Origin of the sequence: Marinobacter salicampi (genome assembly GCF_011074795.1) — a bacterium.
Classification (GTDB): Bacteria; Pseudomonadota; Gammaproteobacteria; order Pseudomonadales; family Oleiphilaceae; genus Marinobacter; species Marinobacter salicampi.
In genome coordinates this window covers 37332-59329 of the sequence record NZ_JAAMPF010000008.1, presented here as the reverse complement: position 1 = coordinate 59329, position 21998 = coordinate 37332, and the positions used below count along the sequence as shown (strand labels likewise).

Genomic DNA, 21998 nt, shown 5'->3' with positions numbered 1-21998 from the left:
GAAGCGCTGATCATTCTTCCGTTAATCCGCCATGTTCCACGTGGAACACTTTGAAATCGGGCATTGTCTTACGCCACAACGACTCGGGCTGCGGCTGTTCTATAGAGGTGATAAAAACCTGACATTTCAACTCGCGAAGCTTTTCGGCGAGCATGGCACGATGCTCGCCATCCAACTCCGCATTAATATCGTCCAGTAGAAAGGTGACCTGTTTGCCCATTCGACTAAGAACCACGCCCTGGGCAATCTTCATCAGAATCACTAACGTTTTTTGCTGGCCCCGGGAAAAGGTTTCAGCAACGGGCCTGCCCTGGAATTTCAGCCTGATGTCCGCTCGATTGGGCCCGTAAAGTGTATGGCCCATTTTTAATTCCTGGTCACGATGCTCCCGGAGGACCTCTTCAAGAGGCCGGGCTGAATCCCAGCCGGGATACAATTCCAGCTTGAGTCCAGACAACCACGGCACTTCAACTTCAGCCAACAGAACGTCAAAGGCATCCTTGAACAACCCAAATGTCGATTTTCGAGCCGAGGTGACCGCGGCCGCTATGGCCGAATACTGGCTGTCCCAAACCTTGAGCAGTGAATCGTCTAGTCTACCATTTCTGAGCGTTTGATTCCGCTGTGATGTCACTCTTTGGCATTGCTGCCACGCCGACGCAAAGGAAGGTTCCACGTGGAACACTGCCCAGTCCAGGAATTGCCGGCGTTTCCCCGGGCTGCCTGCAACAATATCAAATACACCGGGGTCGATCACTGAGACGGGAAGATGTTTGGCAAGCGTAGAAAGACTTCTGACTGCCTGACCATCCACTTTAAGAGAGGTTTCTTTCGAGACTATGTTACGGGATATCCCCAGGCGATGGGCAAAGTCTTGTGGCTCCGGGGATGACGCCCCCAACTCAAAAACCGGTTTCGAAGCCTCACCCCGATCAACAGCCACTCCCGGATCGAGACCGCCAAACACCACAAACTGATCCTCGCCATGCCGACAGACGGCCTGATGACGGTTAACCCTGAATGAGCGCCCAAGTCCCAGGTATCCAATGGCTTCGAGATAACTGGTTTTGCCGCTACCGTTTTCTCCATACAGAAGGTTCATGGAAGGGGAAAAGAAAGCCGGGGCGCTAATCAGATTCCGAAAGTTATCCGTTTGCAGCTTTACCAGCGCCATAGGTGAAAACGTCTCAAACCGGAGAAACAGAAACAGCGGGCGAACCGCAACAGTCTACAAAAACGGGCCGCCAGTGGCGACCCGCTTGAATTTCCCGGAGTGGTACGAGCACGACCGTTGAGAATACTCAATGAAGCATATTCAGCCGTTCATCCATGAACACATCCATCTCGGGCGCTAGAATATGGACATACCGGTCGAAGTAGAGAAACTGTTTCAGCAGCAACGCGAACTCACGGGGGAAGTGCAGCCCGTGACCTTCGCCGATCCGTACCATGTCCATCAGAATATTGTTCACATCGTCTTCGGCCTGATCAGGCCGGTAGGGAACTTCATCCGGGACCATCCGGTCCATCTGCTTGTAGAGTCGTTGCAGGTCGGCTGCCAGTGCTTCCGAACTGACCGATTCACGGGTTATACCGATTCGGATCATGGCATCCGCCATACCTTCGAAGTTGCCTACCATCACGGATGAAATAAAATCGGACACGGCCTGCCAGGTATCCGGTTTTATACGGCCCACGATCCCGAAGTCGATAAAACCTACGCGGCCATCCTTCAGTACCATCAGGTTGCCGGCATGTACGTCGGCGTGAAAGAATTCACATTGGGTCAGACTTGCAAACCAGGTATTCATCGCCGTAATCAGCGTGCGCTCGGGGTCCTTGGCGTAACCGCGAATGCTTTCGAGATCAGTCAGCGGCACCCCATGGAAGCGTTCCATGGTCAGGATCCGCCGGGTACTGCAGTGCTCGTAAACCCGCGGCACAGCGGCGTCTTCGTTATGGGTGTCGTGAAGGAAATCCCGGAATACCTTGAGGTTGTTCGCTTCCTTTATAAAATCGCACTCTTCCATCATGGTGCGTTGTATCTCTTCCACAATACCGGAGAGCGAAGTCCAGGAAATCTTCGGTGCCAGGGTTTCCAGAATTCGGGAGGACAGATAGAGGAAATTCAGATCCGTTAACAGGATGGTTTCCACGCCCGGTTTCTGGATTTTGATAACCACGTCCTCGCCGCTGTGCAACCTCGCAGCATGCACCTGGGCAATGGAGGCCGAGGCCAAAGGCACCGGATCAATCTCGGCATAGACCTCTTCTATGGGTCGGCCCAGTTCTTCCCGGATAATCCGCTTCATGACACCAAAGGGAAGGCTCGGGGTGCGGTCCAGGCATTGCTGGAATTCGTCCACGTAATCCTTGGGGAAAAATGTCGGTGAGCTGGCAATAAACTGGCCGAGTTTGATGTAGGTGGCACCCAGTGACTCAAAAGTCTGACGTAACAGTCGCGGGGTAGGGGGACGGTCCCCGCGGAGCCAGTTAACACCGGTACGGCCCAGTACCGTTGCGGTTTGCCCTACCCGAAGCGCTCCCTTTATTCCATTGCTCACTGAGCCCATAAGGCTACTCCCTTGTTCGTCCATTTTATCGCTCTGGTTTTCTACTGATAAATGAAGCCGGCCCGGCCAGAGAAACACCAGACCGACTTCCGCGACCCTCTATAGCCGCATCGGCATAACGACATAAAGACAACTGGTATCACTCTGGGATTCGATCAGGGCACTGCTGTTCGGGTTCGCCAGCGTAAGCTTGACCTGATCATCGTCCAGGGCATTCAGCACATCGACAAGGTAGCCGACGTTAAAACCAATCTGCAGCGGTTCACCCTGGTACTCAACCGCCAGGGCATCCTCAGCCTGTTCCTGATCCGGATTGTTGGCGAACACCTGGAGTTCATTGGGTGCCAGGTTCAGCCGGACGCCACGGATGTTTTCGTGGGACAGAATACCGGCCCGCTGCAGCATATTTTTCAGGGTCGACCGGTCAGCCAGGACGATCTTATCGCCACCACGGGGGATAACACGGTTGTAGTCAGGGAACTTGCCTTCGATCAGCTTAGAGGTAAAGGTATAGCTGCCCACAGTGGCCCTGAGATGGTTATCGCCGATGACCAGGGTAACCGGTGTTTCAACTTCATCCAGCAGTCTGGCCAATTCCAGCACACCTTTGCGGGGTACGATTACCTGGCGCAATTCCGGGCAACCTGTCTGCATGTCCAGATGGGACATGGCAAGACGATGGCCATCGGTGGCGACGGTGCGTACGTGATCCTTGTCTACTTCGAGCAGCAGCCCGTTCAGGTAATAGCGAACGTCCTGCTGGGCCATGGCGAAGGCGGTGGCATCGAGCATTTTGCCCAGGTCTCGCTGGGCCAGCTCAAGCCGGAAACTCTCGGGCTCGTCCTCCACATTGGGAAAGTGCTCGGCCGGCAGGGTAGACAGGGTAAAATGACTCGCCCCACAACGAAGGTGCAGCCGGTCGCCTTCCAGCGCCAGCTCAATGGGCGACTCATCACCCAGCGCCCGGCAAATATCGGAAAGCTTCCTGGCCGGAACGGTAATACGACCGGGCTGGTCCACATGAACCGGCGTCACCCGACCGATCAGTTCCACTTCCATGTTGGTACCGGTCAGGGTGAGGTGGTTTTCCTCAGCGACCAGCAGAACATTGGAAAGCACCGGCATGGTCTGCTTGCGCTCCACCACACCTGCAATGGATTGCAGGGGCGTTAACAGGGATTCTCGGCTGATCGTCAGTTTCATGGCACTCAGCATTCTTATATAGGAGTTGAAGGTTCACCGGATGTGACAGAGCCCGAAAATCAGGTTGTCAGCAGCCGCATAAAGTTCTGGTAGTCTTCTCTTATATTGGGATCCGTCCCCTGCAATTCCACAATCTTCTTACAGGCATGAAGAACCGTTGTGTGGTCCCTACCGCCGAACGCGTCGCCGATTTCCGGGAGGCTGTGATTGGTCAATTCCTTGGCCAGGGACATGGCGACCTGCCGCGGTCGCGTCACCACCCGGGTCCGGCGCTTGGACAGCAGATCGGCAACCTTGATCTTGTAATACTCCGCCACCGTGCGCTGTATATTATCAATACTGACCTGCTTCTCATGCAGGGCCAACAGGTCTTTCAGGCTCTCGCGAATAAAAGGCGGCGTAATTTCAGAGCCGGTGAAGTGAGCGTTCGCTATCACCAGACGAAGCGCTCCTTCTAGCTCTCGGACGTTCGAGCGTATCTTCTGGGCAATAAAAAAGGCCGCTTCACTGCTCAAACGAACGTTTACCTGTTCCGCCTTTTTCATCAGGATCGCGACCCGGGTCTCCAGTTCTGGCGGCTCAACCATCACCTGGAGGCCCCACCCAAAACGGGACTTGAGGCGCTCTTCCATATCAACGATTTCCTTTGGAAACCGGTCGCAGGTCACGATCACTTGCTGGCCACCTTCAAGCAACGCATTGAAGGTGTGAAAAAACTCTTCCTGGGAACGTTCCTTGCGGGCAAAGAACTGGATGTCGTCTATCAGCAACGCATCCACCGAACGATAATAACGTTTGAACTCGTTGATGGCGTTCAGCTGAAGGGCCTTGACCATGTCTGCCACGAAACGTTCGGACCTGAGATAGGCCACCTTGGCGCCAGGTGTCCGACGTACGATCTCGTTTCCGATAGCGTGCATCAGGTGGGTTTTACCCAGACCGACACCGCCATAAAGAAACAGCGGGTTATAGGCACCGCCGGGGTTTTCCGCCACCTGCATCGAGGCAGCCCGGGCCAGCTGGTTCGACTTGCCTTCCACAAAGGTGTCAAAGGTGAAACCTTCGTTGAGAAAGCTCTGGTGTTTGATTCCCCCCTCAACCTGAACAGAGCGACGATCACTCTGCTGATTGCTTGCACGAAACGCCCGATCCACAGAGCTCGCCGCTATTCCCTGTTCTTCAGCATTGACGGTACCAGCTTCGTCTGGCACCACCGACCGCCTGACTTTCTCGGACTCCGAGGAAGATACCAGTTCTCCGGCCCTTGGAGCCGAACCCACTTTCATGTTCACCCGCGGAGCCTGACCGCCCTCAATGTCCTTGAGGACTTCTTCAATACGGTGCAGGTACTTCTCGTTAACCCAGTCCATAACAAACCGGTTTGGCGCAAACAGCATCAACTGGCCTTCGCGATGATCCGACTGCAAAGGCCTTAACCAGGTATTGAACTGCTGGGCAGGAAACTCATCCCTGAGCACTTCAAGACATTGATGCCAAATTCTTTGCGGCACGACAGCCTGCCTCCGATGCGGTGGGAATAGTCACGGAACGGTGCTACCCGAACCTGTAGTTGAGATGACCCAGAATTCTACTCTCCGCCACCCCCAAGTAAAAGCCCTAAACGTAGTTAATAAACAGCCTGTGGAAATTTTTAATATTATTTTTCATTATGTTACAGACTTACCTACAGGCTTGTGTACAGAAAACAACATTCAGAAACTTACTAACAGGCACCTGTGCGCGAAGGGGCCCCGACCCTGTGTGTAACCCCGGGACGGAACCATGAATAACCTTCAGCCAAGCCGAACCTGAAGTTGTCCACAAACCGTGAGGCAGTTACCCACAGGCCTCAAGGCCACTCATGCACCGGCTTGCCATTAACCCAAGTCTATGACTAGTAAGCGATAAAAACGGTTATCCACAGAAAACAGGCTCAGTAATAACAGTAGTAGTAGAAAAGACTTAAAGATTTAAGAAAACCTAATGATGTAATTACACGGAGCCGGTCTGATCATTCAGCCTGCCCCTGGCCCTACCTGAAACTGCTGAATACTTACCCATTGAATTTGAACGCCACATTGTCTAGAATGCCGCTCCTATTTCGCTGTTCATTTTACAGCCAATATCTGATATTCAATTTCGACACGTGAGAGCATCCCATGAAAAGAACGTTTCAACCCAGCGTCCTGAAGCGTAAGCGCGTCCACGGCTTCCGTGCCCGTATGGCCACTGCTAACGGCCGCAAGGTGCTGGCCCGTCGTCGTGCCAAAGGCCGTGCACGTCTGTCCGCATAATCTTCGCTGATTCGTGAAGACGTCCGGCTTTCCAAAATCGTCCAGGTTACTTACCCCTCGCGATTACAGCGGCGTCTTCGACGATGTGCGGATACGCGTACCCCATCGTCATTTTCTGATTCTTGCCACACCCAATGATCTGGGGCACCCCAGAGTGGGCCTGGTTTTCTCAAAGAAGAATCTGAAACTCGCAGTCCAGCGCAATCGCATCAAGCGGCAGGTACGCGAGACCTTCAGGCACCAGCCTGGGTTGCCCGCTGTCGACATTGTCGTTCTTAGCCGTCAGGGCCTGGTAGACATAGCCAACACCGACGTAAGCAGGATGCTGGAAGACATCTGGCAACGATTGATACGGAAGTCAGCGCAAAGTCAGCAAACTGACCAGTCCTCAGTCGCCGCAAACAAGGGAAACGGTTGATGCGCAAGCTTCTGCTAATGCCAATCCGTTTTTATCGTTACGCCCTAAGCCCGATGATGGCCAGTCATTGCCGGCACTATCCCACCTGCTCAGCCTACGCCATCGAAGCCATCGAGCGTCACGGCGGACTGAAGGGCCTTATTCTGACGCTGAAACGCCTGTTGCGTTGCCATCCCTGGGCTGAAGGGGGCTATGATCCCGTTCCCGATTCTGTGAAACTTCGCAACGCCTGTACAGACTGTCATTGCTCCACCCGGAAAAACGCTACCCAAAACGCTACCAACCAGACGACGCCCTGAGTTTATGGACATTCAACGAATCATATTGTTTGCTGGTCTGGCCATCGTAAGTTACATGATGGTTCTGGCCTGGAATGAAGACTACAACCAACCCAGACCATCACAGGTCACAGAACAACGGGCAGAGACCGTCAATGGAAACGGGAACGGGTCTGAAACCGATGGCCGTGGCGAACCATCTGCGGATACCGTCGATGATGAGGAATTTTCCACGCCAGAGGCGACAGCTGATACCGGCGTCTCGGACGCTGCGACCGCCTCTGACCGGTCACAGGTAGACAACCGCATCATCACGGTTACCACCGACGTTCTGGAACTGAAAGTCGATCGTATTGGCGGACATATTGTTGAAGCAGCAATGCTCAAGCACGACCGCACTCTGGACAGCGAAGAGCCCCTGAGGCTGCTTCAGAATACCCAGAATCGCACCTATGTCATGGAGAGCGGACTGATAGGCCGCGACGGCTTTGACAGTCGCCGGGTCGGACCAACGCCTGTGTACACGGCAGAAACAGACAGCTTCCGGCTGGAGGATGGCCAGGACACCCTGACCCTCAATCTTTCCTTCACCAGCGACTCCGGCGTGGCGGTCACCAAACAGTACGTGTTGAACCGGAACAGTTATGAAATCGATGTCCGGTACCAGATAGACAACCAATCCGACAGCACCTGGCAGGGCAATTTTACCGGCAAGATCATCAGGGATCAGAGTCCCGATCAAACCGCCCAGAACTCGATGGGTATCCAGTCATTCCTGGGCCTGGTTGTCAGCACTCCCGAAGATCCCTATGAAAAGTATGATTTTGATGATCTTCGGGAAGATCCTATCAAGATGAACGTCAACGGTGGCTGGCTGGCCTTCCTGCAGCATTACTTTCTGAGCGCCTGGATTCCCCAGCAGGACCAGACACACCAGTTCCAGACCAACCGGCGTGACAGTCTCTATGTCATGGGCTTTGTCAGTCCGGCGACCGTGGTTGAGCCCGGCCAGACTGGCGAAACCCATGCCCGTGCCTATATTGGTCCGAAGATCATTGAGCGTCTGGAAGACATAGCGCCGAACCTGGACCGGACGGTGGATTTCGGCTTCCTGTTCTTTATTGCCTACCCCTTGTTTTTACTCCTGGACTGGCTCCACGGCCTGGTTGGTAACTGGGGTGTGGCGATTATCCTGCTGACAGTGGTGGTCAAGGCTCTGTTCTTCAAGCTCTCGGCTACCAGCTACCGCTCCATGGCACGAATGCGGGCAGTGGCACCGCAACTGACTCGCCTGAAAGAGCTGTATGGGGACGACCGTCAGCGCATGTCCCAGGAAATGATGGCGTTGTACAAAAAGGAGAAGATCAACCCTCTCGGGGGCTGTCTGCCCATACTTGTGCAGATGCCGGTATTCATTGCCCTGTACTGGGTCCTGTTTGAAAGTGTGCAGCTTCGGCATGCGCCCTTCATGCTGTGGATTCAGGATCTCTCGGTCATGGACCCTTATTTCATCCTGCCGATCCTGATGGGCGCCAGCATGTTCATCCAGATGAGCCTGAATCCGACCCCGCCGGACCCTATGCAGGCGAAGGTCATGAAGATGATGCCGGTGATCTTTACCGTCTTCTTCCTCTGGTTCCCGGCTGGTCTGGTTCTGTACTGGCTGACCAACAACGTGTTGTCCATTGCCCAGCAGTGGTACATTACCCGCAAGATCGAAGCAGACGTGGCCAGCAGAAAACACTGACCCTGGCCGTAGTTGCTAAAGGGCTCCTTCCGGGGCCCTTTTTTATGAAGAGTTCGTCCAGGAGGCCAGTCATGAGTCAGACCGGTGACACCATAGCGGCTATTGCCACCGCCCCCGGCCAGGCAGGGGTTGGCATCGTGCGTGTGTCCGGACCCCTGGCCCTGACGCTGGCAGAAACGATCCTCGGCTTTGCGCCGAAACCGCGCTATGCTCATTTTGGCCCCTTCCGGGATCTCGACGGCTCCGCCATTGATGAAGGTATCGGGCTGTATTTTCCCAACCCGCACTCCTTCACTGGCGAGGATGTGTTCGAGCTCCAGGGCCATGGCGGCACAGTCATTCTTGGCATGCTTTTACGCCTGGTATGTGCCATGGGCGCCAGACTGGCCCGGCCGGGGGAATTCTCGGAACGGGCCTTCCTGAATGACAAGCTGGACCTGGCTCAGGCAGAGGCCATAGCGGATCTGATTGAAAGCAGCTCCGAACAGGCAGCCCGCTGTGCAGTACGCTCCCTTCAGGGTGCATTTTCACGGCAGATCGACAGCCTTGTTGAGCGCCTGACCCACCTGCGCATATACGTTGAAGCGGCCATTGATTTTCCGGAAGAGGAGATAGATTTCCTGGCTGACGGCAAGGTCGCCGGGGACCTGAAAGCCATCCGTGAAGAGCTCGAACAGATACTGGCAGAAGCCCAGCAAGGGACCATTCTCAGAGATGGCATGAGAGTGGTCATCGCCGGCAGGCCCAATGCCGGTAAATCCAGTCTGCTGAATGCCCTGGCCGGGCGTGAGGCTGCCATCGTAACGGCCATTGAGGGAACAACCCGGGATGTACTTCGCGAACATATACAGATCGATGGCATGCCCTTGCATGTGATTGATACCGCCGGCCTACGGGACAGCCCGGATGAGGTCGAGCGTATTGGTATAGCCAGGGCCTGGGATGAAATTCGCCAGGCTGACCGCATCCTTCTTATGGTTGATGCCACCACCACTACAGAAACCGAACCGGGCCTGATCTGGCCGGACTTTATCCACCAGTTACCGGCCGGGGCGCCACTGACGGTCATTCGCAACAAGGTGGATCTGTCCGGGGAACCAGTCGGTGTTTCGGAGGAGTCTGGTAGCCCTGTTATCAGGCTGGCCGCGCGATCGGCCGAAGGGCTGGAACTGCTGCGGGATCATCTGAAAGAGTGCATGGGCTACGCCAACTCCACTGAGGGCGGTTTCCTGGCCCGTCGTCGACATCTTGATGCGCTGGAGAAGGCCCGAGATCAACTGGCCCAGGGTGCAGGACAACTGATCGGCTATGGCGCCGGCGAGCTATTGGCGGAAGACCTTCGCGCGGCCCAGGATGCTCTCGGGGAAATTACCGGTGCCATGACCCCGGACGATCTGCTGGGCAAGATATTCAGCAGTTTCTGTATAGGGAAGTAGAACTAGGTGTATTGCATTAACATCAAAAAGCCCACCTGCCGTCTTTCCTAAACCGAACCATTCAATCGCTGACTTTCGGCGTCTCCTCAGTAATAAGACTGAACTCAGTCTCCTCCTTGTCCACAATGACCTGATCGACCTCTACCTTTGCCAGAAAATGTTTGTACACGTGAGCCATGTTTGGACATTACCGTAATGTCACTGCGCTGCATAAGCTCACTTTTTCGTAACCGGTAAGAACTTTACCTTTTTCACGAAAAATACTTATGCCGCCAAACTTGCAAAACAAGTTGTGCCGTTTAATATAAAGTAATTAATTACTTTCTTTTATGGCATAGAGCAGATGATACCTTCTTCAAAATCAGTAAAAAGAACTTACCAAAGCACTGAACAACGCCAGTCCGAGACCATTGAGGCCGTGGTGCATCTGTGTGCGGAGCAGGACCCATCCAGCCTGACCACGGCCCGCATTGCTCAAAAGGTGGGAGTGTCGCAAGGAGCTCTTTTCAAGCACTTTCCCAACAAGAGCAGCCTGTGGGAGTCAGTAGCTGGGTGGGTAGCGGGCCAGCTGACAACGCGGGTATTCAGTGTTGCAGACCAATACGAACAGGCCGACAAAGCTCTGGAAGCCATGTTCCTGGCACATATTGGTTTCATTGCCCGCCATCCGGGCATCCCCAGACTCATGCTCGGTGAGCTGCAGAAACCGGGCAACCAACCCGCCAAGCGCATCATCCGCCAGACTCTGGCCTTCTACCGGCAGAAAGTGATTTCGCTACTGCACCTGGGTATTGAACAGAAACGTATCAGCCCGTCGATCGACATCGAAGCCGCTGCGGTGCTCTACATTGGCGCCATCCAGGGCCTGGTGGTACAGGCCATGGTGAGTGATGACATTGCCTCTATTGAACAGTCGGCGCCCCGAATTTTCAAGCTGTTCAGCGCCAGCTTCCGGGAGACCAGCCATGACCCGAAAGAATAAATTTACGCTCGCCCTGACGCTGATCGCCGGCATCGCCTTCGTGGTGATAATGGTAAAGCTGAAGCAACCGCCGGAGCGCTCAGATGAACAGGCTACAACAACCCCGGCCAGGATCCTTGAAGTCACACCCCTCACCGTCCGCACCGAAGCCCGTGGCTATGGTCAGGTCTTACCCGCACGGAGCTGGAAGGCTGTGGCCAATGTGGGCGGCCGCATAACCAGGAGGCACCCGGATCTGGAGAGCGGCAACCTGATCGCCGCAGGTACCCACCTGCTGCAGATTGACACTACCCGTTACCAACTGGCCGAGGCCGCGGCCAAAGCCGATATCGCCGGCCTTGAAGCGGAACTGCGGCAACTGGATCAGGAACAGCGGAATACGCGGGAGCTGCTGGCGCTGGAAAACCGTCGGCTGGACCTGGCCCAGCGGGAACTGGAACGGGCCAGAATCCTGGTGAGTCGTGGCGCCCTGTCGGAAACCCGGCTGGATGAACAACAGCGGGCCACCCTGCAGCAACAGCAGGCGGTGCAGTCCCTGCAAAACCAGCTCAACCTGATCCCCGTTCGCAAGGATACCCTGGACGCCCGCCTGGCCCGCAGTGAATCCGCCCTCGCCAATGCCCGGGAAGACCTTGAAGACACCCGTTTCGAAGCCCCCTGGGATATGCGGGTTCACCAGTCCGACATCGAAACCGGCCAACAGGTAAATCCTGGCCAGACCCTGTTCGTGGCAGACGATATCACCGCAGCCGAAGCCACCGTACAGCTGGAGATAGCCGAGTTTCGCAACGTGCTGTTCCAGCTACCAGGCGTTCCTGATCTGCCAGATCACAACCGGGCTGCTGCGGGCTTTACCGACTTCCACCAGCAATTGCCCCTGGCGTCACTGACTGTCTCGGTACAGCCTACCGGTGCACCTGACAGCCACTGGCCCGGTAAGCTGACCCGTGTTACCGGCAGCCTTGATCCGGCCACACGCACCGTTCAGGCCGTGATCACGGTGGAAGAGCCATACCGCGAAGCCGACCCCCCGGCACGGCCACCGCTGGTACGAAACATGTTTGTTCAGGCGACGATCACTGCGCCGACGCCCGAACCGGTGCTGGTAGTGCCAGCCAGCGCCGTTCATCAGGGCGTGGTATATCTGGCCGACGACGATAACCGCCTGCAACGACAACCGGTCACTCTGGCCTGGCAACAGGGTGAGCTTGCTGTGGTCAGCGGCGGACTGGAACCTGGTGACCGGCTGATACTGGACGACCTGATTCCTGCCATTGAGGGCATGCTACTGAGCCCCCGGGCCGACGAACAAAGCCGTCAATGGCTGGAGAAAACAGCCGCAGGAGACCAGCCATGATCCGCTGGTTTGCCGGCCACCCTACCGCGGGCAACCTGCTGCTGATTCTGATTCTGGCGATGGGTCTGTTTGCCGCGCCCAACCTGACCCGGGAAACATTCCCCGACTACCTGCCACCGGAAGTCAGTATTACCATGGAATACCGGGGTGCCACCGCAGCAGATGTGGAAGAAGGCATCTGCCAGCGCCTTGGCGAAGCATTGCAGCGTGTGGACTACATGGAGGAAATCTCCTGCACTGCACGAGACAACCAGGCCCGGACTATTGCCAGCATGGCGCCCCAGGGCGATATGGGCCGATTCCTGGATGACATCCGCACCGAAATCGAAGCCCTGACCGATCTGCCCGAGGAAGCCGAAGACCCGATTATCCGCGAGCTTTACCGCACCAGCCTGGTAGCTGCTATCGCGGTTTACGGGCCTATGAGTTTTTCCCATCTGGAGGCTTACACCCACGAGCTGGAAGACCGTCTTTTCGCCATGGATAGCGTTGCCGATGTCGTCCCCGTTGGCCTGTCCCAGCGGCAATGGCACATCGAGGTCTCCCGGGATCTGCTGCGTCAGTACGGCCTGGGGGTGCGCGACATTGCCCGCGCCATCTCCAGCCAGAACCTGGACATGCCGCTGGGCAACATCGAAACCGATCGCCAGAACATCCAGCTGCGGTTTGTGGATGAACGGCGCTCACTGCAAGCCCTGGCCGATATCCCCATTATCGGCGGCGAAGCCGGTGCCGTGCTCACCCTGGGCGATCTCGCCACCATTACCGAAGCCCATGAACGGGAAGAGGAACGGGTGGAATTCAACGGCCAGCGGGCAATTATTCTGGAAATCCACAAGAACCGGCACGACGACGCCCTGCGGGCAATGGATTCGCTAAGGGCCTTTGTTGATGACGAAAAGACCCGCCGTGGTGGCACCGTGGAACTGGAGATTACCCAGAACATGACATCCATCGTCCGGGACCGCTTGCAGATGCTGGTGGGCAACGGCATCACCGGCTTGCTGCTGGTGGGCCTGGTGATGGCCCTGTTCTTCCGCCCCCGCCTTGCGTTCTGGGCCCTGTTCGGGCTTCCCTCTGCCTTTGCCGGCGCCTTCGTAATGATGGCCCTCACCGGGCTGTCCCTGAACATGATCACCCTGGTGGCTCTGCTCATGGCCATTGGTATCGTCATGGACGACTCCGTGGTAATCACCGACAATATCATCCAGAGCTCAACCCAGGGCTGCAGCCCGCTGGAAGCAGCGGTCAAAGGCACGCAGCAAATCCTGCCCGGGGTGCTGTCGTCATTTCTGACGACGGTTTCCGTGTTCATCCCGCTGGCGTTTCTTTCCGGGGAACTTGGGGCGGTGCTGGAGGTTCTGCCGGTGGTTCTGATTGCCGCCCTGGCAGCCTCGCTGATCGAAGCCTTCTTAATACTGCCCCACCACCTCAAAAGTGGTCTGGGCAAAAAGCGCGAGCACGCGCCTTCGCGCTTCCGCACGGCGTTCGACAACGGCTTTGAAACGGTCCGTGAAAAAGTCGGGCAACTGGCGGACAGGGCTATCCGTTTCCGCTACCTGGTATTGGCAGCCATAATGCTGATAATCCTGGGTTCAGCCGGGCTGATGGCCGGCGGCCAGGTGCGCATGGAAGCCATGCCGGAGATTGAGGGCGATGTGCTGGAAGCCAGGGTACTGATGCCCCAGGGCACCCCCCTTCACCAGACGCGGGCCATCGCCGACCGCATTACTTCAGCCATGCACACCCTCAATGAAGAATACACGCCGGAACAGCCCGACCAGCAGGCTCTGGTACAGAACATTCAGACCCGCTTCAACGAGCACGCCGGGGCCGGCGAAAAAGGTGCCCACGTGGCAACCGTCATGGCCGATTTGCTGACCGCAGAGCAACGCACCGTGGATCTGGCCACCCTGACCGATCGCTGGTACCAGGAAATTGGCGAAATTACGGGATTGATTGCCCTGAACATACAGGAACCCGGTTTTGGTCCGGCGGGAATTCCCATCGAAATCCGCCTGCAGGGCACCGATCTGGACGAACTTAAAGCCGCGGCCCGTTTTCTGGGGGAGGACATCGCCAGCTACAACGGCACGTTCAACGTGCTGGATGATCTCCGCCCTGGCAAGCCCCAGCGAATCCTGACGCTGAAAGACAGTGCCCTGTCCCTTGGCCTGAATGCCGCCGAAGTCGCCAGCCAGATTCGCACCGGCCTACTGGGAGATATCGTGGATACGGTCCAGATCGGTGACCAGCACATTGAAATCCTGGTGCGCCAGACCAGCGCTGAACGCAACACCCGTCGGTTCCTGGAAGATACCGTAATTACCACCGGCGAGGGCAAGATGGTTCCGTTGCGGGAGGTGGCCGCGATCACCGAGGACCGGCAATGGTCACAGATCACCCGCATTGACGGCCTGCGCACCGTCACGGTATCGGCCGACGTAAACGGACGGATAACCAACGCCGGTGCCATTGCCACTGACCTGCAGGAACGGACGTTCCCGGAGCTGCGTGATCGATGGCCAGAGATCAGTCTGGAAGTGGAAGGCCAGATCGCCCGCTCCCGGGAAACCGGCCAGTCCATCACCCGGGGGCTGTTGATCGGGCTGCTGGGGATCTTCCTGATCCTGTCGTTCCAGTTCCGCAGTTACCTGGAGCCGATCATTGTCATGATGGCAATCCCGGTGGCCTTTATGGGAGCCGTGTGGGGCCACCTGCTGATGGGCTATAACCTGTCCATGCCCTCACTGATCGGCGCGGCTTCTCTGGCGGGTATTGTGGTCAACAACGCCATTCTGCTGGTGCAGTTCATCAAGAGCTACCGGCAACAGGGCATGAGTGCCGGGGAAGCCGCCGGTGCTGCCAGCCGGGCCCGCTTCCGGGCCATCCTGATTACCACCAGCACCACCGTGGCCGGCCTGCTGCCCCTACTGGCTGAAACCAGCACCCAGGCCATGGCCGTTATTCCACTGGTGATATCCGTGGTATTTGGCCTGCTGGTATCCACTGTCGTGATACTGGTGGCACTGCCGGCACTGTACGCAATTCTCGAGGATCTTGGCTGGACGAGAGCGCCCAGCTCTGACAGGCAGTAACATCACTGCTATGTTGTTTTTTAAACCTGCAAACAAAATGAATCATTACAATGAAAGCTAGAACCGAAAAATTGCTGGCAACCGTATTGTTGGGCCTGACAGTGTCAACCAGCTCAATGGCGGCGGAACCTGTCACTCCGAAACTCACGGACAAACTGAGCCAGCTGCTGCAGAAGGAGATGAGGGCGGTGCAGGGGGGCATGGCCTCCATTCATTCCGCCATGGTCATGGGGCAGCATGAGAGTGTTGCCGAGAATGCCCAACAGATTCACGACAGCTTCATCCTGCAGCAGGAACTGACCGAGCAGGATCGCAAAGACCTGATGTCGGCAGTCCCCAAGGGATTTATCAAGCTCGACAAGGAGTTTCATAAACTCGCAGCAGCACTGGCAGAAGCAGGCGTAAATGAAAATACAAAGAAGCAGCGCCATCTCTACGATGAAATGACGCGCACTTGCATAGAATGCCATGGGAAATACGTTTCTGACCGTTTCCCCGCGGTTAACCCAGGCAAGAACTGATCAAATAGCCAGCGAAGTGTCACCCATGGTCTTTCCGCCGTTTGCAACATTCTCGTGGTGGTGCCACCCACCAGGAAACGACGAATTCTAAAATGGCCATAGGCGCCCATGATCAGCACATCGATGCCGTGCTCTTCCTGGTAGACGTGCCGGGATGCAGTGCCTGCTTGGTTTCGCTGATGTTTCTAGTTAAAACTTCCTAGAACTATAAATAATAAAATACCTGTGTAAGGCCCGGAAGAAATGCACGTCGAGCAATATCGTAGTAACGTCTCAACATTCCATAGGGAAATGAACCTCAACGCACGGAGCCTCCACCATGTCCAAGAACAAATGTAGACCGCCGACTCGAACAGTACAGAGCTCCCGGATGGGGTTTTTACTGGTTGCCTTCCTGGTTCTGGGAGGGTGCAGTTCCATCTATTACGGCACTATGGAAAAGTTCGGTATCGAGAAGCGGGATATTCTGGTGGATCGGGTCGAAGACGCCCGGGATTCCCAGAGCGAAGCCCAGGAGACCTTCCGTTCGTCCCTCGAGCGTTTCCAGAACACGGTCGAGACACCGGATACCGAGCTGAAAGAAAAATACGAAGAGATCCGGTCGGCTTACGAGGACAGCGAAGCTGTTGCCGAAAAGGTCCGTGAGCGTATTGATAAGGTGGAGGATGTTTCAGACGACCTGTTCGACGAATGGGAGGACGAACTGGACCGTTACGAAAGCGCTTCCCTGCGTCAGAGTAGCGAACGCAGGCTAAAAGAAACCCGCCAACAGTACGAGCAGCTGATCACCCGCATGCACCAGGCCGAAAAGCGTATGGAACCGGTCCTGCAGGCTTTCGAGGACCAGATGTTGTTTCTCAAGCACAACCTCAATGCCCAGGCCATCGGGTCGCTGGAAAGCGAGCTTGGGCGCATACGCCAGGATGTGGACAGCCTGATCAAGAACATGGAGGAGTCCGTTGCCGAATCTGAAGCCTTTATTAAACGGTTTCGGGAAGACGACTGACCGGTAACCAGGGCTGTCGTTGGCTGAGCAATAAGCTGGGTACAGATGGCCAGGGTTTATGCCGGGCACAGACAAGACCTCCAAGCCCGCCGCCGGGTTAACGAAAAAGGGAAGCCTCAGGGCTTCCCTTTTTACTGGGCCATCTGTTACTTCAGCCTGTGCGGCGCGACTCCCGAGGGCCTGCCGCCTGCAACGCCGTGGTATTGGTACGATTGCCAAGGAACTCGGGACGTGGCTTATTGCCGCAGAATGGCTGGGCCAGCTGGTTCTCCACGCTGTTATAGACAAAGAACAGGTTGCTCCTGGGCCAGGGTGACATGTTGGCGTTGGAGGCATGGAGCGTATTGCATTCAAAAATGATCAATGAGCCGGCCGGGCCTGTGGGTGCCTTGATGCCGCCACGCTCGATCATCCGGTCCAGGTCGGTATCGTTTGGAACTCCGAGTTCCTGCTTTTTAAGGGACGACTGGTAGTTGTCCTCCGGGGTACGGCCGACACAGGGAATAAACGTCTTGTGGGACCCGGGAACCAGCATTAACGGGCCGTTGAAGGGCATATTTTCGGTCAGAGTGATCGAGAAACTGACCGCGCGCATGCGGGGCATACCGTCCTCTGCGTGCCAGGTTTCAAAGTCCGAATGCCAGTCAAAACCCTTGCCATGGAAGCCCGGCTTGAAGTTGATCCGGGACTGGTGGATGTAGGCATCACTACCCAGCAACTGATGCACCATGGCAAGAATTTTCGGGTCCCGGGTGAGGCGGTCGAAGCGATCGGACAGCTCATGAATGCCGAAGATCGAACGGATTTCCTGCTTTCCGGGCTCGGTGATCGTGCCCTCGGAACGCAGGATGCCGTCGTCCTGTTCATAGGCTCTCAGATCGTCACGGAAGCGTTCGACGATTGTCTGGTCAAGGAACTGGTTGAATACCAGGAAACCATCCCGTTCGTACTGGGCCAGGCCGGTTTCACTCAGGGGTCCGTCACTACGCTGCTTGCCGGTGCTGTGAACCACCGGGTCAAGGCGTTCAAAACTGGATGTCGGTCGCTCAAGGCGGGTTGGATAGAAGTCGTCAGTGCGAATGTCCATGTCGTACCTCCCACTTTTACAAAAATATGTCCTGTCTTCAGTCAGTTGGGTTGTGTTGCCGTAGCAAGGAAAATTTAGGGTTAAAAGCGGAGTTTTCAAGGGCCGCAAAGGAAAAAGAACCCGGGCTAGGCCCGGGACAGAAATCACCGGCTTCTCAGTCGGTGAAGGCCATATGATCCGCGTCCAGCTGCATCAGGTTCCTGCTCGGGCTGAGCATGCTGGCGGCATGGGTCTGGGCCCGGGGCAGCAGGCGCTCATAATAGAATTCGGCGGTGGCCAGTTTGGCCTTGTAGAAGGCTTCAGACTCCGCCCCGCCGTGTTCCAGCTTGTCCAGGGCCACTGCGGCCATGCGGGCCCACATGAAGGCCATGGTGACGTAGCCACTGAACATCAGGAAATCGTTAGCCGCTGAACCTACGATATCCCGGTCCTTGCGGGCAATCAGCATGAGCCGGACGGTAAGCAGGTTCCACTGGCCCGACAGCTTGAGCAGATCCCAGGCAAAAGGTCGCATGGCCTTGTTGCTGACATGCTTGCGGGCAAAATTGCTGATCTTGAGGGTGAAGGCGCGCACCGCCCCGCCCTGGGTCATCAGCAGTACTTTGCGACCCAGCAGGTCCAGGGCCTGGATACCGGTGGTCCCCTCATACAGAGTGGCAATACGGGTGTCCCGGACAATCTGCTCCATCCCGTGTTCTCGAATGTAGCCGTGGCCCCCGAATACCTGCATGCCCAGGTTGGCTGCTTCATTGCCCAGCTCGGTGAGAAAGCCCTTGAGAATGGGGGTCAGGAAGCCAAGTTTGTCGTCGTACTTGTCGACCTTTTTCTGGTCGTTTTCCAGGTGACCGGCCACCATGTGGTCGGCCAGCCGCGCGGCGTAATAGAGCATTGCACGGCCGCCCTCGGCAATGGCTTTCTGGGTCAGTAGCATGCGCCGGACATCGGCGTGATGAATCAGGCTGTCCGCCACCTGGTCCGGCTCTTTCTTGCCAGAGAGCGCGCGCATGGAGCGCCGGTCTCGGGCATAGGCCAGGGACCACTGGTAAGACAGCTCGGCAGGACCCACCCCCTGAATGGCGGTACCGATGCGAGCCGTATTCATGAAGGTGAACATGCAGTTCAGGCCTTCGTTGGGCTCACCGATCAAAAACCCCCTGGCACCGTCGAAATTCAGCACGCAGGTGGCAGAGGCCTTGATCCCCATTTTCTTTTCCAGGCTGCCGCAGGTGACGCCGTTGCGTTCGCCAAGACTGCCATCGTCGTTGGGCAGGAATTTCGGCACGATGAACAGGGAAATGCCGCGGGTACCCTTGGGCGCGTCCGGCAGGCGGGCCAGTACGATGTGGACAATGTTCTCGGTCAGATCGTGGTCGCCGGAGGAAATGAATATCTTGGTGCCGGTCAACGCGTAAGAGCCGTCTGGATTGAGTTCAGCCCGGGTTTTCACCTGGCCCAGGTCGGTGCCGCATTGGGGTTCGGTAAGACACATGGTACCGGCCCATCGCCCTTCGGTCAGGGGCCCGAGGTATTGCTGCTGCTGGGCCTCACTGCCATGGAGCTGCAGGGTATTCATGGCGCCAAGGGAGAGCCCGGGGTACATGCTGAAAGGCCAGTTGGCGGTGCCCATCATTTCCTGTTTCAGCAGCCCCATGGAGGCAGGCAGGCCCTGGCCACCGAACTCTTCCAGGCTTGAAAGCCCCTGCCAGCCGCCCTGCACGTATTGGTCATAGGCCTCCTTGTATCCGGCGGGGGTCCGGACTTCGCCATTCTCAAGGTGACAGCCCTCTTCATCGCCTGACAGATATAGCGGGCTGAGTACTTCCTCGCAGAAACGTGCACACTCGGTCAGAATGGCATCGACTATATCCGATGTTGCGTTTTCCCCCTGGTTCAGACCGGCGTAGTGGCTCGGGTAATCGAAGACTTCGTTGAGCAGGAATTTCATGTCACGCAAGGGGGCTCTGTAAACCGGCATAACGACCTCAGCAAGCTTGGATTCAGTAGAAACAGCAGTGGCTGCTCATTGGATAAGTCAAGTTGTACGACAATCCTTCCGTTGTTCCATTGACGAAAAGCGCCTGGGCAGCGGTCAAAAAAGACAACTGGCCGAAATATCGCCCGGATGAATCCGTCCTGTTGGTCTAAGTGACCGCCTCAAGCGTAATCTGAGCAATAAAGTACGGTGTTCTCAAGCCCCCTGGACGAGTGTAAAAATCATGCAAACACGAGCCTTTGTCGTTTCACCGTCGCGGTTGGGACGTATCATTACGCTGGCACTACTCATGCTGTGGCTGAGCGGCTGCGCCGGCCCCGGGCTGGACGACTATAAAGATCACGAGCCGGCACTGGTGCCGTCGGACTTCTTTGAGGGTGAACTAATGGCCCGTGGTATCGTCAAAGACTGGTCCGGCGAAGTGATCCGAACTTTTGATGCTGATATTTCAGCGAGTTGGGACGCCGAGGGCGTGGGAACACTGGACGAAGTCTTCCGCTTCGATGACGGCGAACGCCAGACTCGGACCTGGACGCTCACCCCCGAAGACGGTGGCTACCGGGCTACCGCCGGTGACGTGGTCGAGCCCGGCCACATGCAGTGGCGTGGCAATGCCATCCATATGAACTATGTGCTGCGCCTGGCCTACGGCGATAACACCCTGGACGTGCGAATGGACGACTGGATGTTCCTGGTAACGCCGGACACCCTGATCAACCAGACTACGATGAGTAAGTGGGGTGTGGACGTCGGGGAACTGGTACTGGTGATCCAGAAGCTGGACAAGTAAGCCGCCAGGGAGGCTGACAAGAGCGCCGGGCTCCAGATCGGGCCCCACAAAACTAGAACTAAACCTGAGCCTCCCCGTGGCTGGTTCCGGGCACAGGCGAACATTGGGAACGAGTATGGCTAAGCAGTGGCTGATCGCCATGGTGATCATCGTAGTCGCTATCCTGGGGGCCGGGGCCTTCCTTTATCTTGAACCCGAAGAAGCCGCTCAGGAAAGACGCCAGAAGCGCGTCAGCCCGGTCAATGTAGTGCTGCCGGCATCGGCCGTGGTGCGGGATAAGGTGGCTGCGGTGGGAACCCTCCGGGCGCGGGAAGCGGTTGAGCTGACCTCCGAGGTTAATGGCCGGGTGGTGGCGCTGAATTTCAGGCCGGGAGAGAAAGTTGCCAAAGGCCAGCTGCTGGTGCGGCTAGACGACCGTCAGGCCCAGGTGGACCTGAAAGTAGTTGAAGCCCAGCTTGCCGACGCCAGGCGACAGTATGAGCGGGCACAGAGTCTGCGTTCCAACAACAGCATATCCCAGGCCCAGGTGGATGAACTCAGCACGGCAATGGCTGTGCTGGAATCCCAGCGGGTAGCTGCCCAGACCCGATTGGAGGACCACCGGATCGAGGCGCCCTTTGCCGGTATTGTGGGTCTTGTGGACCTGAGCGTTGGAGCCTATGTAACTACTGGCGAGTCCATTGCCACCCTTGATGCCACCGATCGCATGGAACTGACCTTTTCCGTGCCCGAGCGTTATATTGGGCAGATCAGCCAGGGGCAGGGACTGACTGCCCGAACCGCAGCATTTCCCGACGAGGTCTTTGAAGGCACCCTGGCCGAGCTTGGTTCAAGGCTGAGTGACCTGAGCCGGTCGCTGCCGGTAAAGGCCTGGATAGACAACCCTGAGTTGCGTTTGCGCCCGGGACAGTTCATGTCCGTAAGCCTGACCCTCAGGGAGCGGCAAGCGCTGGTGATTCCGGAGCAGGCAGTACTGGTGCAGGGAGACAAGGCCTTCGTGTTCACCACCGATGGTGAGCAGGCCCGGCGCACGGAAGTCCAGCTGGGGGCACGGGAGCCGGGGCAGGTGGAAGTACTGGCTGGCCTGAATGCAGAGGACTCCGTCGTGATCACCGGTCAGGATCGTCTCAGCAGTGGCGACAAAGTGACCGTGGTTGAAGACGACAATGCGCTTGTCAGCAGCGATGCCTTTCCGCTGAAGCACTGGCAGTAGCC

18 protein-coding genes and 1 pseudogene are annotated in these 21998 nt (G+C 56.7%); 12 read left to right on the top strand and 7 right to left on the bottom strand.

Annotated elements, in window-relative coordinates; genetic code table 11:
- Positions 1 to 10 precede the first annotated feature (10 nt).
- The 4 genes from recF to dnaA form a co-directional block, all read right to left on the bottom strand.
- Positions 11 to 1174, bottom strand: coding sequence for a DNA replication/repair protein RecF (gene recF, locus G7W63_RS02935; RefSeq protein ID WP_166252903.1), 1164 nt, complete (start codon positions 1172 to 1174; stop codon positions 11 to 13).
- Positions 1175 to 1301: 127 nt separating this feature from the next.
- Positions 1302 to 2573, bottom strand: coding sequence for an ABC1 kinase family protein (locus tag G7W63_RS02930; protein WP_166253268.1), 1272 nt, complete (start codon positions 2571 to 2573; stop codon positions 1302 to 1304).
- Between the two features lie 99 nt (positions 2574 to 2672).
- Positions 2673 to 3776, bottom strand: coding sequence for a DNA polymerase III subunit beta (dnaN, locus tag G7W63_RS02925; protein ID WP_166252900.1), 1104 nt, complete (start codon positions 3774 to 3776; stop codon positions 2673 to 2675).
- 59 nt (positions 3777 to 3835) lie between these two features.
- Positions 3836 to 5287 (bottom strand): chromosomal replication initiator protein DnaA, encoded by a 1452-nt coding sequence (gene dnaA / locus G7W63_RS02920; protein ID WP_166252897.1) that lies wholly within the window; start codon positions 5285 to 5287, stop codon positions 3836 to 3838.
- Between the two features lie 648 nt (positions 5288 to 5935).
- On the opposite strand from dnaA, the gene rpmH reads away from it, so the two are divergent.
- The 9 genes from rpmH to G7W63_RS02875 all read left to right on the top strand — a co-directional run bounded on the left by rpmH (position 5936) and on the right by G7W63_RS02875 (position 15907).
- Entirely contained in the window at positions 5936 to 6070 is a 135-nt protein-coding gene (gene rpmH, locus G7W63_RS02915) for a 50S ribosomal protein L34 (protein ID WP_026224022.1), read from the top strand.
- 13 nt (positions 6071 to 6083) lie between these two features.
- A complete protein-coding gene (gene rnpA, locus G7W63_RS02910; protein WP_166252895.1) occupies positions 6084 to 6488 on the top strand; it encodes a ribonuclease P protein component in 405 nt (134 codons plus the stop codon).
- Positions 6488 to 6787, top strand: a complete 300-nt coding sequence (yidD, locus tag G7W63_RS02905; protein WP_207308870.1) for a membrane protein insertion efficiency factor YidD — start codon at positions 6488 to 6490, stop codon at positions 6785 to 6787. The genes rnpA and yidD overlap by 1 nt, the downstream gene beginning before the upstream one ends.
- A 4-nt stretch (positions 6788 to 6791) precedes the next feature.
- The gene (gene yidC, locus G7W63_RS02900) at positions 6792 to 8513 is read left to right on the top strand and encodes a membrane protein insertase YidC (protein ID WP_166252891.1); all 1722 of its coding nucleotides are present in this window, start codon (positions 6792 to 6794) and stop codon (positions 8511 to 8513) included.
- A gap of 71 nt (positions 8514 to 8584) precedes the next feature.
- A complete protein-coding gene (gene mnmE / locus G7W63_RS02895; RefSeq protein ID WP_166252889.1) occupies positions 8585 to 9949 on the top strand; it encodes a tRNA uridine-5-carboxymethylaminomethyl(34) synthesis GTPase MnmE in 1365 nt (454 codons plus the stop codon).
- Between the two features lie 343 nt (positions 9950 to 10292).
- Positions 10293 to 10931 (top strand): TetR/AcrR family transcriptional regulator, encoded by a 639-nt coding sequence (locus G7W63_RS02890; RefSeq protein ID WP_166252887.1) that lies wholly within the window; start codon positions 10293 to 10295, stop codon positions 10929 to 10931.
- Positions 10915 to 12288: an efflux RND transporter periplasmic adaptor subunit gene (locus tag G7W63_RS02885; RefSeq protein ID WP_166252885.1), complete on the top strand. Its 1374-nt coding sequence runs from the start codon at positions 10915 to 10917 to the stop codon at positions 12286 to 12288. The genes G7W63_RS02890 and G7W63_RS02885 overlap by 17 nt, the downstream gene beginning before the upstream one ends.
- Positions 12285 to 15386, top strand: a complete 3102-nt coding sequence (locus G7W63_RS02880) for an efflux RND transporter permease subunit (RefSeq protein ID WP_166252883.1) — start codon at positions 12285 to 12287, stop codon at positions 15384 to 15386. Before G7W63_RS02885 ends, G7W63_RS02880 begins: the two co-directional genes overlap by 4 nt.
- A gap of 50 nt (positions 15387 to 15436) precedes the next feature.
- Positions 15437 to 15907, top strand: coding sequence for a cytochrome c (locus G7W63_RS02875; RefSeq protein WP_166252881.1), 471 nt, complete (start codon positions 15437 to 15439; stop codon positions 15905 to 15907).
- Positions 15908 to 15918: 11 nt separating this feature from the next.
- Here the strand turns inward: G7W63_RS02875 and G7W63_RS19925 are convergent.
- Positions 15919 to 16056 (bottom strand): annotated as a pseudogene (locus G7W63_RS19925) (universal stress protein); the annotation flags it as partial.
- A 221-nt stretch (positions 16057 to 16277) separates the two neighbouring features.
- Between G7W63_RS19925 and G7W63_RS02865 the strand changes: the two are divergent.
- Positions 16278 to 16913 (top strand): DUF2959 domain-containing protein, encoded by a 636-nt coding sequence (locus G7W63_RS02865; RefSeq protein WP_207308869.1) that lies wholly within the window; start codon positions 16278 to 16280, stop codon positions 16911 to 16913.
- A 151-nt stretch (positions 16914 to 17064) separates the two neighbouring features.
- On the opposite strand, the gene thpD is transcribed toward G7W63_RS02865, so the two are convergent.
- Complete coding sequence (gene thpD / locus G7W63_RS02860; protein WP_166252877.1) at positions 17065 to 18000, bottom strand: ectoine hydroxylase; 936 nt, start codon at positions 17998 to 18000, stop codon at positions 17065 to 17067.
- A 154-nt stretch (positions 18001 to 18154) separates the two neighbouring features.
- Positions 18155 to 19975, bottom strand: coding sequence for an acyl-CoA dehydrogenase C-terminal domain-containing protein (locus tag G7W63_RS02855; RefSeq protein ID WP_166252875.1), 1821 nt, complete (start codon positions 19973 to 19975; stop codon positions 18155 to 18157).
- A 307-nt stretch (positions 19976 to 20282) separates the two neighbouring features.
- Here G7W63_RS02855 and G7W63_RS02850 point away from each other — a divergent pair, with 307 nt between their 5' ends.
- Together G7W63_RS02850 and G7W63_RS02845 are read left to right on the top strand one after the other, a co-directional pair.
- On the top strand, positions 20283 to 20783 hold the full coding sequence (locus tag G7W63_RS02850; protein ID WP_242634302.1) for a DUF3833 domain-containing protein: 501 nt from the start codon (positions 20283 to 20285) through the stop codon (positions 20781 to 20783).
- 115 nt (positions 20784 to 20898) lie between these two features.
- Positions 20899 to 21996 carry an efflux RND transporter periplasmic adaptor subunit gene (locus G7W63_RS02845; protein ID WP_166252872.1) on the top strand — a complete coding sequence of 366 codons (1098 nt, stop codon included), beginning with the start codon at positions 20899 to 20901 and terminating at the stop codon, positions 21994 to 21996.
- The last annotated feature ends 2 nt before the right edge of the window (positions 21997 to 21998 follow it).

Coding starts and splice junctions, on each gene's coding strand:
- recF (WP_166252903.1), bottom strand. CDS start 1,174: ATGGCGCTGGTAAAGCTGCAAACGGATAACTTTCGGAATCTGATTAGC.
- G7W63_RS02930 (WP_166253268.1), bottom strand. CDS start 2,573: ATGGGCTCAGTGAGCAATGGAATAAAGGGAGCGCTTCGGGTAGGGCAA.
- dnaN (WP_166252900.1), bottom strand. CDS start 3,776: ATGAAACTGACGATCAGCCGAGAATCCCTGTTAACGCCCCTGCAATCC.
- rpmH (WP_026224022.1), top strand. CDS start 5,936: ATGAAAAGAACGTTTCAACCCAGCGTCCTGAAGCGTAAGCGCGTCCAC.
- yidD (WP_207308870.1), top strand. CDS start 6,488: ATGCGCAAGCTTCTGCTAATGCCAATCCGTTTTTATCGTTACGCCCTA.
- yidC (WP_166252891.1), top strand. CDS start 6,792: ATGGACATTCAACGAATCATATTGTTTGCTGGTCTGGCCATCGTAAGT.
- mnmE (WP_166252889.1), top strand. CDS start 8,585: ATGAGTCAGACCGGTGACACCATAGCGGCTATTGCCACCGCCCCCGGC.
- G7W63_RS02890 (WP_166252887.1), top strand. CDS start 10,293: ATGATACCTTCTTCAAAATCAGTAAAAAGAACTTACCAAAGCACTGAA.
- G7W63_RS02885 (WP_166252885.1), top strand. CDS start 10,915: ATGACCCGAAAGAATAAATTTACGCTCGCCCTGACGCTGATCGCCGGC.
- G7W63_RS02880 (WP_166252883.1), top strand. CDS start 12,285: ATGATCCGCTGGTTTGCCGGCCACCCTACCGCGGGCAACCTGCTGCTG.
- G7W63_RS02875 (WP_166252881.1), top strand. CDS start 15,437: ATGAAAGCTAGAACCGAAAAATTGCTGGCAACCGTATTGTTGGGCCTG.
- G7W63_RS02865 (WP_207308869.1), top strand. CDS start 16,278: ATGGGGTTTTTACTGGTTGCCTTCCTGGTTCTGGGAGGGTGCAGTTCC.
- thpD (WP_166252877.1), bottom strand. CDS start 18,000: ATGGACATTCGCACTGACGACTTCTATCCAACCCGCCTTGAGCGACCG.
- G7W63_RS02855 (WP_166252875.1), bottom strand. CDS start 19,975: ATGCCGGTTTACAGAGCCCCCTTGCGTGACATGAAATTCCTGCTCAAC.
- G7W63_RS02850 (WP_242634302.1), top strand. CDS start 20,283: ATGCTGTGGCTGAGCGGCTGCGCCGGCCCCGGGCTGGACGACTATAAA.
- G7W63_RS02845 (WP_166252872.1), top strand. CDS start 20,899: ATGGCTAAGCAGTGGCTGATCGCCATGGTGATCATCGTAGTCGCTATC.